Genomic DNA, 15,718 nt, shown 5'->3' on the forward strand with positions numbered 1-15,718 from the left:
AAAAGTGAAGAATAAATTTGGATTTTAAGTTTTTCTAACTGAATATTTGCACTCACAAAGTTCACTCACTTATTGAAAATGTTATCAAGAAAGGTGGAGGGATTAGACCCAACGAAACCTTAGCAACCCTTTAGCAATAAAGAAGGTGCTACATTCTACTGAAGGCAATTAGTTTTTAGATAGATAACCTCATGAGAATTACATTCTGTATGTTCTCTTAAATTCTTTTTAACATATTCTATTTAGGTGCGCCCTTTTGGGGCATGAGCTTTTTATTTTTCAATTTGTAACTTGAAATGAAAGCACTTAAATTCATACAACTGGATAATTTTACTCTTGAAAGCGGAGTGGAGTTGCCAATTCAATTATCGTATCAAACCTTTGGGTTGCCGCTTCATGAAGCCCCAATAGTAGTGGTTAATCATGCCTTAACCGGGAACAGCAATGTGGCTGGAAGTGATGGTTGGTGGGGCAGTTTGATTGGCGATGACAAAATTATCGATACCAAAAAGTTCACGGTTCTAGCCTTTAATATTCCAGGTAATGGGTACGACGGATTCCTGATTGAAAACTATAAGGATTTTGTGGCGCGTGATGTTGCCAAATTGTTTTTAAAAGGCCTAGAAGAATTAAACATTCAACAGGTGTTTGCCTTGATAGGCGGTTCGCTTGGAGGCGGAATTGCTTGGGAAATGGCCGTTTTGAAACCTAAACTAGCCGAGTATTTAATCCCCGTGGCAACCGATTGGAAATCGACCGATTGGTTGATTGCCAATTGTCAAATTCAAGAGCAGTTTTTGGTGAATTCCAACAATCCGGTGCACGATGCCCGAATGCACGCCATGCTATGCTACAGAACGCCTAAGTCGTTTAAGGAGCGTTTCCAAAGAAGTATAAACAATGAATTGGAAATTTTCAATGTAGAAAGTTGGTTGCTGCATCATGGTAATAAGTTGCAAGAACGTTTTCAGTTGTCGGCTTATAAATTGATGAACCAGTTGCTGAAAACCATTGACGTTACCAAAGGAAGAGAAGCCAACGAAAATATATTGGACATTATCAGTTCCAAAATTGCCATTGTGGGTGTGGATTCTGATTTATTTTTTACTGCGGAAGAAAACAGGGAAACCCAAAAACAGCTAGCTGCAACACATCCAAATGTGACCTATCACGAAATCCATTCAGATCATGGTCACGATGCATTTTTAATAGAATTTGAACAATTAGAAAAAATTATAGAGGGTATTTTTAGCCCAGATACAAAACACAAGAGAATGAAAATATTGAAGTTTGGCGGGAAGTCTTTAGCAAATGGAGAAGGTCTTACAAGAGCCCTTGAAATCATAGAGAAAAAGGTTAGTGATGGCGAAAAAATAGCAGTGGTTGTATCGGCTAGAGGGAATGCCACGGACGAATTGGAAGCTTTGCTTGAAAAAGCTTCTAAGAAGGAAGTGTACAAATCCGATTTTGAAGCTTTCAAGGCCTATCAAGTAGAACCATTGCCAAGTATTGATTTTACAAGTGAGTTTTCGGCTTTGGAAAATATTTTCGAAGGGGTGGCTTTGCTTGGGGATTATAGTGAAAAAATCAAAAGCCAAGTATTGGCTTTCGGGGAATTATTGTCTGCCAAAATTATTGCAGAAATATTAAAAAGCAAAGGCATTAATGCTAATGCAACCGACTCTAGAACCTTAATAAAAACAGAAGGTGATTTTGGAAATTCGCAACCGATTCAAAAGATTTCCAAAGAGAAGGTGGTGGAGCATTTTAAGAAATTCAATGGTTCTACGGTGAATATTGTTACAGGGTTCATAGCATCGAATTTGGATGGAGAAACAACGACTTTGGGACGCAACGGAAGCAACTATTCGGCATCTTTATTGGCTAATTTCTTGGATGCAGAAGAATTGCAAAATTATACACATGTAAATGGTATTTATACGGCCAATCCAGACTTGGTTGCCGATGCTCAAAAAATTAGAGAGCTGTCCTTTAGTGAAGCCAATGAACTGGCAAATTTTGGAACGAGTGTGCTGCATGCCAAAACCATCATTCCATTGGTGGAAAAAAATATCAATTTAAGAATCCTGAATACTTTCAATTCCGATGGGGAAGGTACCTTGATTACGGCTAAACCAAGCAATAAGGAAGTCACTTCATTGTCGGTTTTGGATAATGTGGCGCTATTGAATTTTGAAGGAAGAGGTCTTTTAGGGAAAGTTGGGGTAGATGCCCGAATTTTTAAAGCCTTGAGTGACCAAAATATCAGTGTCAGTATTGTGTCTCAAGGATCTTCGGAAAGAGGAATTGGTTTGATCATAGATGCTTCAAAAGCAACGCAAGCTGTTGTGGCTTTGGAGCGCGAGTTTGAAAATGATTTTTACACACAAGACGTTAACAAAATTGGTGTAGTAGATGATGTGTCGGTAATCTCTATTATTGGGATTGAGTTGAGTTCGTTCCATAAGCCATTCAATGCCTTGATCAAAAACCAAATTACACCACTATTGTTTAACAATACGGTGACGGGTAGAAATGTGAGTTTGGTGGTGAAAAAGCATCAGTTACACAAGGCTGTAAATGTTATTCATGGGGAGATTTTTGGAATTTCCAAGAAAATCAACATTGCCATTTTTGGCCATGGATTGGTTGGAGGTGCTTTGATCAATCAGATTTTGAAATCGAAAGATGAAATTGAAAAGCGCAAGGGAATCAGCTTGAATGTATTCGCTATAGCTAATTCAAAACAGGTGATTTTAGATAAAAATGGCGTCGATGAAAATTGGAAAGAAGCCTTGAAAGCTGAAACTTCAGGATATCAACTTCAGGATATAGTGGATTTCGCCAAAAAACACCATTTGGAAAACTTGATCGCTGTGGACAATACCGCAAGCGGGGTGTTTCATGAAAACTACAAGCCATTGGTGGAAGCGGGATTTGATTTGGTGTCGTCGAATAAAATTGCCAACACCATTTCCCACGATTTTTACACCGATTTAAGAGAACACTTAAAAGAGCACAACAAACAATATCTTTACGAAACTACCGTAGGTGCTGGATTGCCATTAATTGACACCATAAAATTACTGCACGAATCTGGTGAAAACATCACCAGGATTAGAGGGGTGTTTTCAGGAACGTTAAGTTACCTGTTCAATAATTTTTCTGTTCAGGACAAACCATTTAGTACAATTGTTCAGGAAACTATTGATAAAGGATTTACGGAGCCAGATCCAAGAGAAGATTTCTCAGGGAATGATGTCGCGCGTAAACTGTTGATCTTGGCTCGTGAATTGGATTTGCATAACGAATTTGAAGATGTTTCTGTTCAAAATTTAATCCCTGAAGCTTATAGAAATATTTCAGTTCAGGAATTTTTGGGGCAATTGGATGTGCTTGATGAGGAATTCCAAAAAATCAAAGAACAACAGGAACCGGGCAATGTGTTGAGATATGTTGGAGATTTGTTTGGTGACCTGTCGCAGGAGAAAGGGAATTTGGAAGTAAAATTGGTTTCCATTCCAGAAGACAGCACTTTGGGTCATGTAAAAGGTTCCGATGCCATTTTTGAAATTTTTACAGAATCTTATGGAGAGCAGCCAATTGTGATCCAAGGGGCAGGCGCAGGTGCCGAAGTAACCGCCAGAGGGGTCTTTGGGGATATTTTAAGACTGTCCAAACACATTAACTAATAAGAAAACACAATTCCAAAATTCAATTTGGAACACAAAATACCTATAGTCATGAGTCAAAAACATTTCGAAACCGAAGCTATCAGAACACAAATGGAGCGTTCGCAATATTCAGAGCATTCAGCACCTTTGTATCTAACCTCTAGTTTTAAATTTGATGATGCCGAGGACATGCGTGCCTCCTTTGCAGAGGAAAAGGAGCGCAATATTTACAGCCGTTTTACCAACCCAAATACTTCGGAGTTTGTGGAGAAAATCTGCAAATTGGAAGGAGCAGAGGCCGGCTATGCTTATGCTACTGGAATGTCGGCGGTGTTTTCAACTTTTGCAGCTTTGTTGAGTGCTGGAGATCATGTGGTGTCCTGTCGAAGTGTATTTGGGTCTACACACGCTTTGTTTACCACCTATCTTCCAAAGTGGCATATTGAAACCACTTATTTTAAGGAGAGCGAAGTTGATAAAATTGAGGAATTGATTCAACCTAACACCAAAATTCTATATGCCGAAACACCTACCAACCCAGCGGTAGATATTTTGGATTTGGAATTGTTGGGAAAGATTGCCAAGAAACATAACATACTATTGGTGATTGATAATTGTTTTGCCACGCCCTATCTGCAAAACCCAATTAAGTTTGGAGCCGACTTGGTTATTCATTCAGCAACTAAGTTAATCGACGGACAAGGTCGCGTGCTGGGCGGTGTCACTGTGGGTAGCAAGGAACTGATTCGAGAAATTTATTTGTTCTCTAGAAACACAGGGCCATCGTTGTCGCCTTTTAACGCTTGGGTATTGTCCAAAAGCTTGGAAACCTTGCCTGTTCGTGTGGATAGACATTGCGAAAATGCTATGCAGGTGGCAGAATTTTTAGAAAGCCATGACAATGTCAATTTTGTGAAATATCCATTTTTAAAATCGCACCCACAGTATGAAATAGCCAAGAAGCAAATGAAACAAGGTGGGAATATTGTAGCTTTTGAAATTAAAGGAGGAGTAGAAGCTGGGCGTAAGTTTTTGGATGCTTTAAAAATGGCCTCGCTTTCCGCCAATTTGGGAGATACTAGAACCATTGCAACGCATCCTGCGTCAACAACACATAGTAAATTAAGTGAAGCTGACAGGTTGGAAGTGGGTATTACCGATGGGTTGGTAAGAGTTTCTGTAGGATTGGAGCATGCTGATGATATTATTGCAGATTTACAACAAGCATTGAGCTGATTTTGAGAATTTGGTTATATTTGAGCAATGCTTTCAAAGAAAACCAAATACGGCCTTAAGGCACTAACATACCTGGCTAGACAGGAAAATTTTAGTCCGGTACAAATAGGGGTTATTTCCCAACATGAAAATATTTCCCAAAAGTTTTTAGAAAGTATTCTATTAACACTTCGGAAAAATGGATTCTTGGGATCCAAAAAAGGTAAGGGCGGAGGTTATTACCTGCTAAGGGATCCCAAGGATATCAAAATGTCTGCCGTAATGCGTATTTTAGAAGGGCCAATTGCCATGGTGCCTTGCGTAAGTTTAAACTTCTACGAGAAGTGTGATGACTGTCCAAATGAAACAACTTGTTCTGTTCATAAATTGATGGCAGAAGTAAGGGATAGCACACTTAATATCTTTAATAATAAATCATTAGCCGATATAATTTAATTATTTAACACCTGAAAAGGGTGCTACTTTAAATATTTTGTATACTTTTGTTTTTAATTCCTAGTATTCCGATAGGGTAAAAGGAAAATAAAATTAAAATTATGATAGGACATACAATTGATATTGCACATTGGAATCAAGTGCTAAGAGACAAAACACCAGATGAAATTATTGACTGGGCTTTAACTTTAACAGATAACCGAATTGTTACAACCAGTTTTGGTGTGTACTCTTCCGTATTGTTAAGCACCATGGCCAGGAAGGATAAGGGCATCAAGGTAATTTGGTGTGATACGCTCTATAATGAAGCCAGTACTTACGAACATGCTTCCAAATTGATTAGGCAATACAATTTAAATATCCACAGATATCAGTCCTTAAAAAGCAAGGCAGAAATTGATGCCACAATTGGCTTGCCAAGTCTTGAGGATGATAATCATGCTGAGTTTTCAGAAGTAGTGAAATTGGAACCATTTAGACGAGCGCTGAAAGAACACCAGCCCGACTTGTGGTTTACCAACATTAGAGTGAGACAAACAGAGCTTAGAAGCAAAAAGGATATTTTAAGTTTAAGTAAGGATGGTATTTTAAAAGTGAGTCCATTTTATTATTGGACAGATGCAGATTTAGATAATTATTTAGAAGTTCATGGGTTGCCAAAAAATCATGACTACTTCGATCCTATAAAGGCTTTGAAGAACAGAGAGTGTGGCATACACTTACAATAAAAAGAAACAGGCATTATGCAAAGTTTTAGAACAGAAATAGAAAACCCGGTTGTAGAAAGAGACATTATTGAATTGGCCAATAAAATTGAGTTCTTCCATAATGGCAAGATTGATGAGGAGAAATTCAGAAGCCTGCGTTTGGCTCGTGGAGTTTATGGGCAACGTCAACAGGGTGTGCAAATGATCCGTATTAAATTGCCTTACGGGAAAGTATTGAGCAAACAGTTGCGAAGAATTGCCGATGTGTCCGATGATTATTCTAGAGGAAGATTGCATATTACTACGCGTCAGGACATCCAGATTCACTATGTAGATTTGGATAGAACCCCAGAGCTTTGGGCCGAATTGGAGCGTGATGATGTGACCTTACGGGAAGCTTGTGGCAATACAGTAAGAAATGTCACAGCGAGTGAAACAGCTGGAATTGATGTTGATGAACCCTTCAATGTGTCTCCTTATGCCGATGCTGTGTTCAAATTCTTTTTAAGAAATCCTATCTGTCAGGAAATGGGACGCAAGTTTAAAGTGTCATTTTCGTCTTCCGATGCCGATACTGGTTTGTCGTATATGCACGATTTGGGGTTTATTGCTAAAATTCAAAATGGCACCAGAGGTTTTAAAGTAATGTTGGGAGGTGGTTTGGGGTCCCAACCACGGCATGCAGATGTACTTTATGAGTTTTTGCCTTCAGATAAAATTATTCCAGTAATGGAAGGTGTTCTGAGAATTTTTGATCGCCATGGAGAACGTAAAAGTCGTGCCAAGGCCCGTATGAAATTCTTGCTAAAGGACATTGGCTTAGAGGCTTTCAAACAATTGGTGGATGAGGAGCAAGCGGCTATTAAATATAGATCGGTGCCTATTGATGCAGATTCGTATCCAATATCTGTGCCTGTTCAGGTTACTATCCCAGATGTGGAATTAACAGATGTGGAGCCCTTCAATAAATGGAAGGAAACCAATATTATTCCTCAAAAGCAAGAAGGCTATGTGGCTATTGGTATCAAGGTGTTGTTAGGTGATTTTTATACTGATAAAGCCAGATTGTTGGCAGATTTGGTAGAAACCTATGCTGCCGGTGAAATCAGGTTGACCTTGCGTCAGAATATCTTGATTCCTTTTGTGAAGGAGGAATTGTTGCCTTTCTTTTATCAAGAGTTGAGCAAATTAGGCTTTACTGAATTGGGATATAACAAAGCAGTGGATATCACTGCATGTCCAGGAACTGATACTTGTAATTTGGGAATTGCCAGTAGTACGGGAATTGCCGAAGAGTTGGAGCGGGTCATCAAGGCCGAATATCCGCAATATTTGGATAATGAGGATTTGGTCATCAAAATTAGTGGCTGTATGAATGCCTGTGGACAGCACACTATGGCCAATATAGGATTTCAGGGAATGTCCATTCGCACGCCAGATAAGTTGGTGGCACCGGCATTACAAGTATTGTTAGGAGGTGGCAACAAAGGGAATGGTAGCGGTGTTTTTGCAGATAAAGTAGTGAAAGTACCAAGTAGAAGAGGTCCTGAAGCCTTGCGCAGAATCTTGAATGACTATGAAGTCAATGCTAATGGAAAGCCTTTTGTAGACTATTATTTAGAACAAGGACAGAAATACTTCTACGATTTTTTGACTGATTTGTCTGATGTTTCCAATTTAACCCAAGAAGATTTTATCGATTGGGGAACGAATGAAAAGTATGTGAAGGCCATAGGAATTGGAGAATGTGCTGGTGTGGTCATCGATTTGGTATCCACTTTGTTTTTGGAAAGTGAAGAAAAAATTGAATTGGCAGAACAGTCCTTTGAGGATAAAGTGTATTCGTCGGCGGTGTATCATGCTTATAGTTCCATGGTGAACTCGGCAAAAGCCATTTTGATTTCCGAAGATATATCAGTGAATACCCAAGCAGGAATTATTTCTCAATTCGATGCTGAATTTGTGGAAACGAATAGAGTGCGCTTGGGGGGGACATTTTCAGAATTGATATATCAAATAAAAAACAATGCCCCAACTAAAGAATTTGCAGAGAATTATATTAAAAGCGCCAAAGTGTTCTTGTCCAATGTGAAAACATATAGAGCAGAAACACAGAAAGTGGCCAGTTAAATGATTAAATAAAGATGGGGATGGAAAGAATAACACCAAGATTGACAGTTGTGGGAGCAGGTCCGGGAGATCCGGAATTGATCACCCTAAAGGCCGTAAAGGCTATTGGTTCGGCCCAGGTCATTTTGTACGATGCGTTGATAAATGACGCTTTGTTGGAATATGCATCATCAGAGGCTGAACTCATTTTTGTGGGAAAACGAAAAGGGTGCTATGCTTATCAACAGGAGCAAATCAATGAATTGATTGTAGCGCGAGCCAAAAGTCATGGCCATGTGGTGCGGTTAAAGGGAGGCGATCCATTTGTGTTTGGTAGAGGCGCCGAAGAATTGGAATATGCCCAGAGGTTTGGTGTGGAAGGCAATGTGGTTCCAGGGATTTCATCGGCTATTGCAGTGCCAGCATATCAAGGCATTCCTTTGACGAAGCGAGGAAGTTCCGAAAGTTTTTGGGTGATTACAGGTACAACCAAGGATCATAAAATGTCCAATGATATCCCTATTGCGGCCAAATCTACGGCCACAGTAGTTATTTTAATGGGTATGAGCAAACTGCCTCAAATCATGGAGGCTTTTCAAAAGGAAGGGAAAGCTGAAACACCGGTAGCAATCATTCAAAATGGAACGACAGAAGATGAAAGAATAGGCATTGGTTCAGTTGCTTCCATTTGTGAGGTTGTGGAGCAGGAGCAGTTATCCAATCCAGCCATAATTATAGTAGGTGAAGTGGTCAACGACCGAGTGCATTTGACTTCGATACGCCAAGAAATTCAACAGTTTTCATAGAATAAATAGAAACTAAATTTTTTAAAAATCATTGATTTTATGGGATAGCTATATCCAAAATCAACTAAAATTAGAGACCATGATAAAAACAGATATATTGATTATTGGAGCAGGACCAACGGGGTTGTTCACAGTTTTTGAAGCTGGATTATTGAAATTGAAGTGTCATTTAATTGATGCATTGCCACAACCAGGAGGACAATGCTCGGAGATATATCCTAAGAAACCAATCTACGATATTCCGGGATTTCCGGAAATATTGGCTGGAGATTTAACCAATAATTTATTGGAACAGGGCAAACAATTTGAACCTGGGTTTACTTTGGGTGAACGTGCAGAAACCATTGAAAAGCTCGAAGACGGAAGTTTCATTGTAACCACCAATAAGGGGACTAAACACCATGCCCCTGTGGTGGCTATTGCGGGAGGTTTGGGGTCGTTCGAGCCTAGAAAACCCTTGATTGAAAACATTTCCTATTACGAAGATAAAGGTGTGGAGTATTTTATCAAGGACCCGGAAGTGTACCGCAACAAGAAAGTGGTGATTTCAGGCGGAGGAGATTCTGCTTTGGATTGGAGTATTTTTTTGGCGGATGTAGCCGAAGAGGTCACTTTGGTCCATAGACGAAATGAATTCCGTGGTGCTTTGGATTCCGTAGAAAAAGTACAAGAGTTAAAGTTGTTGGGGAAAATCAATTTGGTGACTCCAGCAGAGGTGACTGCCTTGCATGGCAATTCCAAATTAGAGGGTGTAACGATTATCAAGGATGGTGAAAAAATATTGCATGAAGCCGATCATTTTATTCCTTTGTTTGGTTTGTCTCCAAAATTAGGGCCTATAGGCGATTGGAGTTTGGAAATTGAAAAAAATGCCATCAAAGTAGATACCTTGGATTACCAAACCAATATTCCTGGAATCTTTGCCATTGGAGATGTAAACACTTACGAAGGTAAATTGAAGTTGATACTTTGTGGGTTCCATGAAGCGACTTTAATGTGCCAATCGGCTTATAAAATCATCAATCCGGGTAAAAAGTATGTCTTGAAATATACTACAGTAAGTGGTGTTGATGGTTTTGACGGCACGAGAAAAGAAGCTCCAAAAGCTGTAGTACAGGCTATAAATTAACGGTTATTTAGAATACAGTTTAAATTGTAATCCCTAAATTTAGACGCTCGAAATAACAACTATGGCATATAAACTTCGCTTAAAGGACGATATCGCGACTTTTACAAAACGGCTCTTCTATGCATTATTTGATGAGGAAGAAGTTCAGCAAAAAGAATTGAAAGTACTGAGACAGGTGTTTTTGGATGTGGTATCGCAATTGAATGTTCAAGATGGTAATGAAATTTGGGACGCTTTTTCAAACAAGATTCCTTCTATTAAAAAACGAATAGAATTGGATGCTTTGGCTACCGAAAAAAACGATCCGGCTTGTAAAAGTTTGGAAGAAATTTATTTGGCCTATCCAGGATTTCACGCTATTGCCATTCATCGTTTGAGTCATGAACTTTTTAAGTTGAATGTGCCTATCGTGGCAAGAATGATGAGTGAGTGTGTGCATGGGAAAACAGGAATTGATATCCATCCGGGAGCGACCATTGGAGACTCGTTTTTTATAGACCACGGAACAGGAATTGTGATTGGAGAAACTTCTATCATAAAAAATAATGTAAAGATTTATCAAGGAGTAACGCTTGGAGGGATTCAGGTGAAGAAGAGTTTGTCCAATACCAAAAGGCACCCAACCATTGAGGATAATGTCACCATTTATGCCAATGCCACAATTTTGGGGGGAGACATTGTGATTGGAGCTAACAGTATTATTGGAGCCAATGTTTGGATAACCCAATCGGTTCCGGAAAATTCATTGGTGACCTATCAGTCAGAAATTAAAATCAGTACACGCAACAAATGATTCAAAGTAAATCCATAACCGATTTAATCGGGAATACACCACTTATTGAAGTCAAACGAATCATTTCCAAGCCAAACGTACGACTGTTTTTGAAAATGGAGGGGAAGAACCCAGGTGGTAGTGTGAAGGATCGTGCTGCTTTCAATATGATTTCCGAGGCAGTGAAACGTGGTGATATTTCGGAGGGAGACACTTTGGTTGAAGCTACCAGTGGGAATACGGGAATTGCCTTGGCTTTTATAGCTCAGTTATTAGGATTGAACATGGTGTTGATCATGCCTGAAAACTCTACGGAAGAACGTATTAAAACCATGCGTGCCTATGGAGCGGAACTGATTCTGACACCTGCTGCTGATGGCATAGAAGGTTCGCGTGATTTGGCTGAAAAACTTCAAAAAGAAAAAGGCTATTACATGCTCAATCAATTTACCAATGATGACAACTGGAAAGCCCACTACAAAACCACAGGTCCGGAAATTTGGAACGATACCGATGGGCAAGTGACACATTTTGTCTCGGCCATGGGCACTACAGGGACTATCATGGGGGTATCTACTTATCTGAAAGAACAGAATGAAGCAGTAACCATTGTAGGCGCCCAACCAACCGATGACGCTAAAATCCCAGGGATTAGAAAATGGCCAGAGACCTATTTGCCAAAGATTTTCGATCGCTCCAAAGTAGATCGAATTATAGAGGTAAGCGAAGAAGATGCCCGAACTGTAGCCAACAGATTGGCCAAAGAAGAAGGTGTGTTTTCTGGAATGAGCAGTGGCGGAAGCGTGGCTACTGCATTAAAAATAGCCGATGAAATTGAAGAAGGTCTTATCGTCGCTGTAATTTGCGATATCGGAGATCGTTACCTTTCTTCAGATTTGTTTCAATAAAAATTGGTTATAAACTATTTATCCTGTAATTTCGCAGCCTAGTTCATAAACATATAAAATGTTATCACGAAAGGCAGAGGGAATAGACCCGTTGAAGCCTTAGCAACCCTTTAACTTTAAAGAAGGTGCTAAATTCTACTAGTTGAATACTACTCAATTGGACAGATAACCTCGAGTAATTTCTTTTACTTTCTTGATGACATTTTAATATAAACACAATAAAATGTCAAATATTAATCAGGTTTTACAAGACCGAATTTTAGTTCTGGATGGGGCCATGGGGACCATGCTGCAACGGTATAATTTTTCTGAAGAGGATTTTCGTGGGGAACGTTTTAAAGATTATCCGTCTCCTTTGAAGGGGAACAACGACTTGTTGTCGCTTACGCAGCCCCAAGCCATTGCTGAAGTACATAGTAAGTACTTCGAGGCTGGTGCCGATATCGTGGAAACCAATACGTTTTCGGGAACTACCATTGGTATGGCTGATTATGATATGGAAGATTTGGTGTATGAACTGAATTATGAGTCCGCTAAAATTGCCAAAAAAGTAGCTGATGAATTTACAGCTGCCAATCCTGATAAACCTCGTTTTATTGCCGGAAGTATTGGGCCAACCAACAGAACGGCCAGCTTGTCTCCAGATGTGAATCGTCCTGAATTTCGTGCCGTAACCTTTGAGGCATTGCGTGTGGCCTATAAGCAACAGGTAGAGGCCTTGATTGATGGTGGTGTGGATTTATTGTTGGTGGAAACTGTGTTTGACACTTTGAATGCCAAGGCCGCATTATTTGCGATTGAAGAAGTAAAAGAGGAGAGGGGTATCGATATTCCGGTCATGGTATCCGGAACGATCACGGATGCTTCAGGAAGAACCCTTTCTGGGCAAACTGTGGAAGCATTTTTAACTTCCATTTCGCATATTCCATTGCTAAGTGTTGGGTTTAATTGTGCGCTTGGAGCCGATCAGTTGCAACCTTATTTGAGACGTTTGGCAAATGAAACCGAATTTTTCACCTCTGCCCATCCAAATGCGGGACTTCCAAATGCCTTTGGGGAATACGACCAAACTCCGGCCCAAATGCAAGTACTTATTGAAAACTATCTTAAAGATGGTTTGATCAATATTATTGGAGGTTGTTGTGGAACAACTCCAGAGCATATTACGGCTATTGCTGAGGTGGCTGCCAAATATAAACCACGCAAAATTGAAGTGTCTGCATAGGGACGGTTAGAAAAGAATTACAATGTCAGAAAAACATACAAAATATTTAAAGCTTTCAGGTTTAGAACCTTTAATAGTCACTCCTGAAAGTAATTTTATCAATGTAGGGGAGCGAACCAATGTAACGGGGTCTCGCAAGTTTTTAAGGTTGATAAAGGAAGAAAAATACGAGGAGGCCCTTGATGTGGCTAGAGACCAGGTGGAAGGCGGTGCCCAAATCATCGATGTGAATATGGATGAGGGGATGTTGGATGGTAAGGAGGCCATGGTAACTTTCTTGAATTTAATTGCTTCGGAACCTGATATTGCCCGCGTGCCGATTATGATCGATAGTTCTAAATGGGAAATTATCGAAGCAGGCTTGCAGGTGGTGCAAGGGAAATCTGTGGTGAATTCCATCAGTTTAAAAGAAGGAAAAGAAACTTTCGTGCATCATGCCAAATTGGTAAAACGTTATGGAGCTGCGGTGATTGTGATGGCATTTGATGAGGAAGGACAGGCTGATACTTACCAAAGACGTATCGATATCTGTAAACGTTCTTATGATATTCTGGTGAATGAGGTGAATTTCCCGCCAGAAGATATCATTTTCGATCCTAACATTTTCCCAGTGGCTACTGGAATGGAAGAGCACAGGTTAAATGCATTGGATTTTTTCAATGCCACAAAATGGATTCGTGAAAACTTGCCTTATGCCAATGTTTCGGGAGGGGTGAGTAATGTGTCCTTCTCTTTCAGAGGAAATAATGTAGTTCGTGAAGCTATCAATTCAGCATTTTTATTTCATGCCATTAAGCACGGAATGAATTTGGGTATTGTTAACCCAACGATGTTGGAGGTATATGACGAAATTCCAAAGGATTTATTGGAACACGTCGAAGATGTATTGTTGGATAGAAGAGATGATGCTACGGAGCGTTTATTGGATTTTGCAGAAACCGTAAAAGGTGATAAAAAGGAAGATGTTGCCAAAGTTTTGGAATGGCGAAGTGATAGCCTGCAAGACCGTATCACTCATAGTTTGGTGAAGGGAATCGATACCTTTATAATCGAGGATGTTGAGGAAGCAAGATTGACGGTCGAAAGGCCTATCGAGGTTATTGAAGGTCACTTGATGATTGGGATGAATGTGGTTGGAGATTTGTTCGGAAGTGGAAAAATGTTTTTGCCTCAGGTGGTGAAATCGGCTAGGGTGATGAAAAAGGCAGTAGCCTATTTGCAACCATTTATTGAAGCAGAAAAGGACGGAAAGCAAGAGTATGCCGGAAAGATTTTGATGGCGACCGTAAAAGGGGATGTCCACGATATTGGTAAAAATATTGTCAGCGTGGTTTTGGGGTGTAACAATTATGAGATTGTAGACCTTGGAGTAATGGTACCACCAGAAAAAATTATAGAAACAGCAAAAGCCGAAAAGGTGGATGCCATTGGTTTGAGTGGGTTGATTACACCGTCTTTGGACGAAATGGTGTATCTGTCTAAAGAAATGGAAAAACAAAAGTTTACCATTCCATTGCTTATTGGAGGAGCAACTACTTCTAGAGCGCATTCCGCGGTGAAAATTGCGCCGAATTATACCCATGCTGTGGTACATGTAAATGATGCTTCCAGAGCGGTAACTGTTGTAGGGAATTTGTTGCAGAAGGACAATGCAGTTTACAAAGAACAGATTCGTGAGGAGTATGAAAAATTCCGTGAACAGTTTTTAAAGCGCGGGAAAAAGAAGGATTATATCGACATTGAAGAGGCTAGAAAGCGCAAATTCAAAATTGATTGGAATGCTGTTGACATTGTAAAGCCAAAGCACCTGGGGGTTCAGGTGGTAGAAGATTTCGATATCACCAAATTAGAAGCTTATATTGATTGGAGTCCATTTTTTAGAAGTTGGGATTTGCATGGAAAATATCCAGAAATCCTAAAAGATGAAGTGGTTGGACAGCATGCGTCTGAATTGTATGCCGATGCACAGGTATTGCTAAAGCGTATTTTTGATGAGAAGTTATTGGGGGCCAAAGCAGTTTTTGGACTGTTCCCTGCCAATACGGTGAATGACGATGATATTGAAGTGTATGATGAATCTGGAGCTGTAGAAGCAAAGTTTTTAACCTTACGTCAGCAATTGGATAAGCGTGAAGGCGTGTCAAATTTTGCCTTGTCGGATTTCGTGGCACCGAAAGAGTCAGGAAAACAGGATTACATAGGTTGTTTCTGTGTGAGTACTGGTTTTGGAACGGCTGAATTGGCCAAGCAATTTGAGGATAACCATGACGATTATAATTCCATCATGATCAAAGCCCTTGCCGATCGTTTGGCAGAAGCTTACGCTGAATATTTGCATAAGGAAGTTAGAACGGATATTTGGGGCTATGTGCAAGACGAGAATTTATCCAATGAAGAATTGATTAAAGAAAACTATAAAGGCATCCGTCCAGCGCCGGGATATCCAGCCTGTCCAGACCACTTGGAAAAGAAAACCATCTGGAAATTGTTGCAGGTAAAGGAAAACATTGGGGTAGAGTTGACCGATAGTTTGGCCATGTGGCCAGCGGCTAGTGTAAGTGGGTATTATTTTGCCAACAAAGATGCCAAATATTTTGGGTTGGGTAAAATAACCGAAGACCAATTGAAGGAATATGCCAAGCGTAGAGGGATTTCAAATGATGAGGCCGAAAAATGGCTAAATCCAAATTTGGCTGATTAATTTAGAAGCCGCACTA

General features: G+C 40.0%; 11 protein-coding genes and 2 riboswitches. All 11 genes read left to right on the forward strand.

The features are described 5' to 3' along the window. Positions 1-78: 78 nt before the first annotated feature. A riboswitch (SAM riboswitch) is annotated at positions 79-190 on the forward strand. 106 nt (positions 191-296) lie between these two features. The 11 genes from thrA (at position 297) to metH (ending at position 15,702) form a co-directional block, all read left to right on the forward strand. Next, the gene (gene thrA, locus RBH95_RS04140) at positions 297-3,692 is read left to right on the forward strand and encodes a bifunctional aspartate kinase/homoserine dehydrogenase I (protein ID WP_307901461.1); all 3,396 of its coding nucleotides are present in this window, start codon (positions 297-299) and stop codon (positions 3,690-3,692) included. A gap of 51 nt (positions 3,693-3,743) precedes the next feature. Then, complete coding sequence (locus tag RBH95_RS04145; RefSeq protein WP_307901462.1) at positions 3,744-4,910, forward strand: O-succinylhomoserine sulfhydrylase; 1,167 nt, start codon at positions 3,744-3,746, stop codon at positions 4,908-4,910. A 27-nt stretch (positions 4,911-4,937) separates the two neighbouring features. Then, positions 4,938-5,345 carry an Rrf2 family transcriptional regulator gene (locus RBH95_RS04150; protein WP_307901463.1) on the forward strand — a complete coding sequence of 136 codons (408 nt, stop codon included), beginning with the start codon at positions 4,938-4,940 and terminating at the stop codon, positions 5,343-5,345. A gap of 101 nt (positions 5,346-5,446) precedes the next feature. Continuing rightward, positions 5,447-6,073, forward strand: coding sequence for a phosphoadenosine phosphosulfate reductase family protein (locus tag RBH95_RS04155; protein ID WP_307901464.1), 627 nt, complete (start codon positions 5,447-5,449; stop codon positions 6,071-6,073). Positions 6,074-6,088: 15 nt separating this feature from the next. Then, complete coding sequence (locus RBH95_RS04160; protein ID WP_307901465.1) at positions 6,089-8,182, forward strand: HEPN domain-containing protein; 2,094 nt, start codon at positions 6,089-6,091, stop codon at positions 8,180-8,182. A 20-nt stretch (positions 8,183-8,202) separates the two neighbouring features. Continuing rightward, entirely contained in the window at positions 8,203-8,967 is a 765-nt protein-coding gene (gene cobA, locus RBH95_RS04165) for a uroporphyrinogen-III C-methyltransferase (RefSeq protein WP_307901466.1), read from the forward strand. Between the two features lie 79 nt (positions 8,968-9,046). After that, positions 9,047-10,096, forward strand: a complete 1,050-nt coding sequence (locus RBH95_RS04170) for an NAD(P)/FAD-dependent oxidoreductase (protein ID WP_307901467.1) — start codon at positions 9,047-9,049, stop codon at positions 10,094-10,096. 61 nt (positions 10,097-10,157) lie between these two features. Next, a complete protein-coding gene (gene epsC / locus RBH95_RS04175; RefSeq protein ID WP_307901468.1) occupies positions 10,158-10,889 on the forward strand; it encodes a serine O-acetyltransferase EpsC in 732 nt (243 codons plus the stop codon). Continuing rightward, a complete protein-coding gene (gene cysM / locus RBH95_RS04180) occupies positions 10,886-11,776 on the forward strand; it encodes a cysteine synthase CysM (protein ID WP_374047810.1) in 891 nt (296 codons plus the stop codon). Before epsC ends, cysM begins: the two co-directional genes overlap by 4 nt. Before the next feature lie 58 nt (positions 11,777-11,834). Further along, positions 11,835-11,948, forward strand: a riboswitch (SAM riboswitch). Positions 11,949-11,999: 51 nt separating this feature from the next. Next, positions 12,000-13,001, forward strand: a complete 1,002-nt coding sequence (locus tag RBH95_RS04185) for a homocysteine S-methyltransferase family protein (protein WP_307901469.1) — start codon at positions 12,000-12,002, stop codon at positions 12,999-13,001. Positions 13,002-13,023: 22 nt separating this feature from the next. Further along, positions 13,024-15,702: a methionine synthase gene (gene metH, locus RBH95_RS04190; protein WP_307901470.1), complete on the forward strand. Its 2,679-nt coding sequence runs from the start codon at positions 13,024-13,026 to the stop codon at positions 15,700-15,702. Positions 15,703-15,718 lie beyond the last annotated feature (16 nt).

This window comes from Mangrovimonas sp. YM274, assembly GCF_030908385.1.
Classification (GTDB): domain Bacteria; phylum Bacteroidota; class Bacteroidia; order Flavobacteriales; family Flavobacteriaceae; genus Mangrovimonas_A.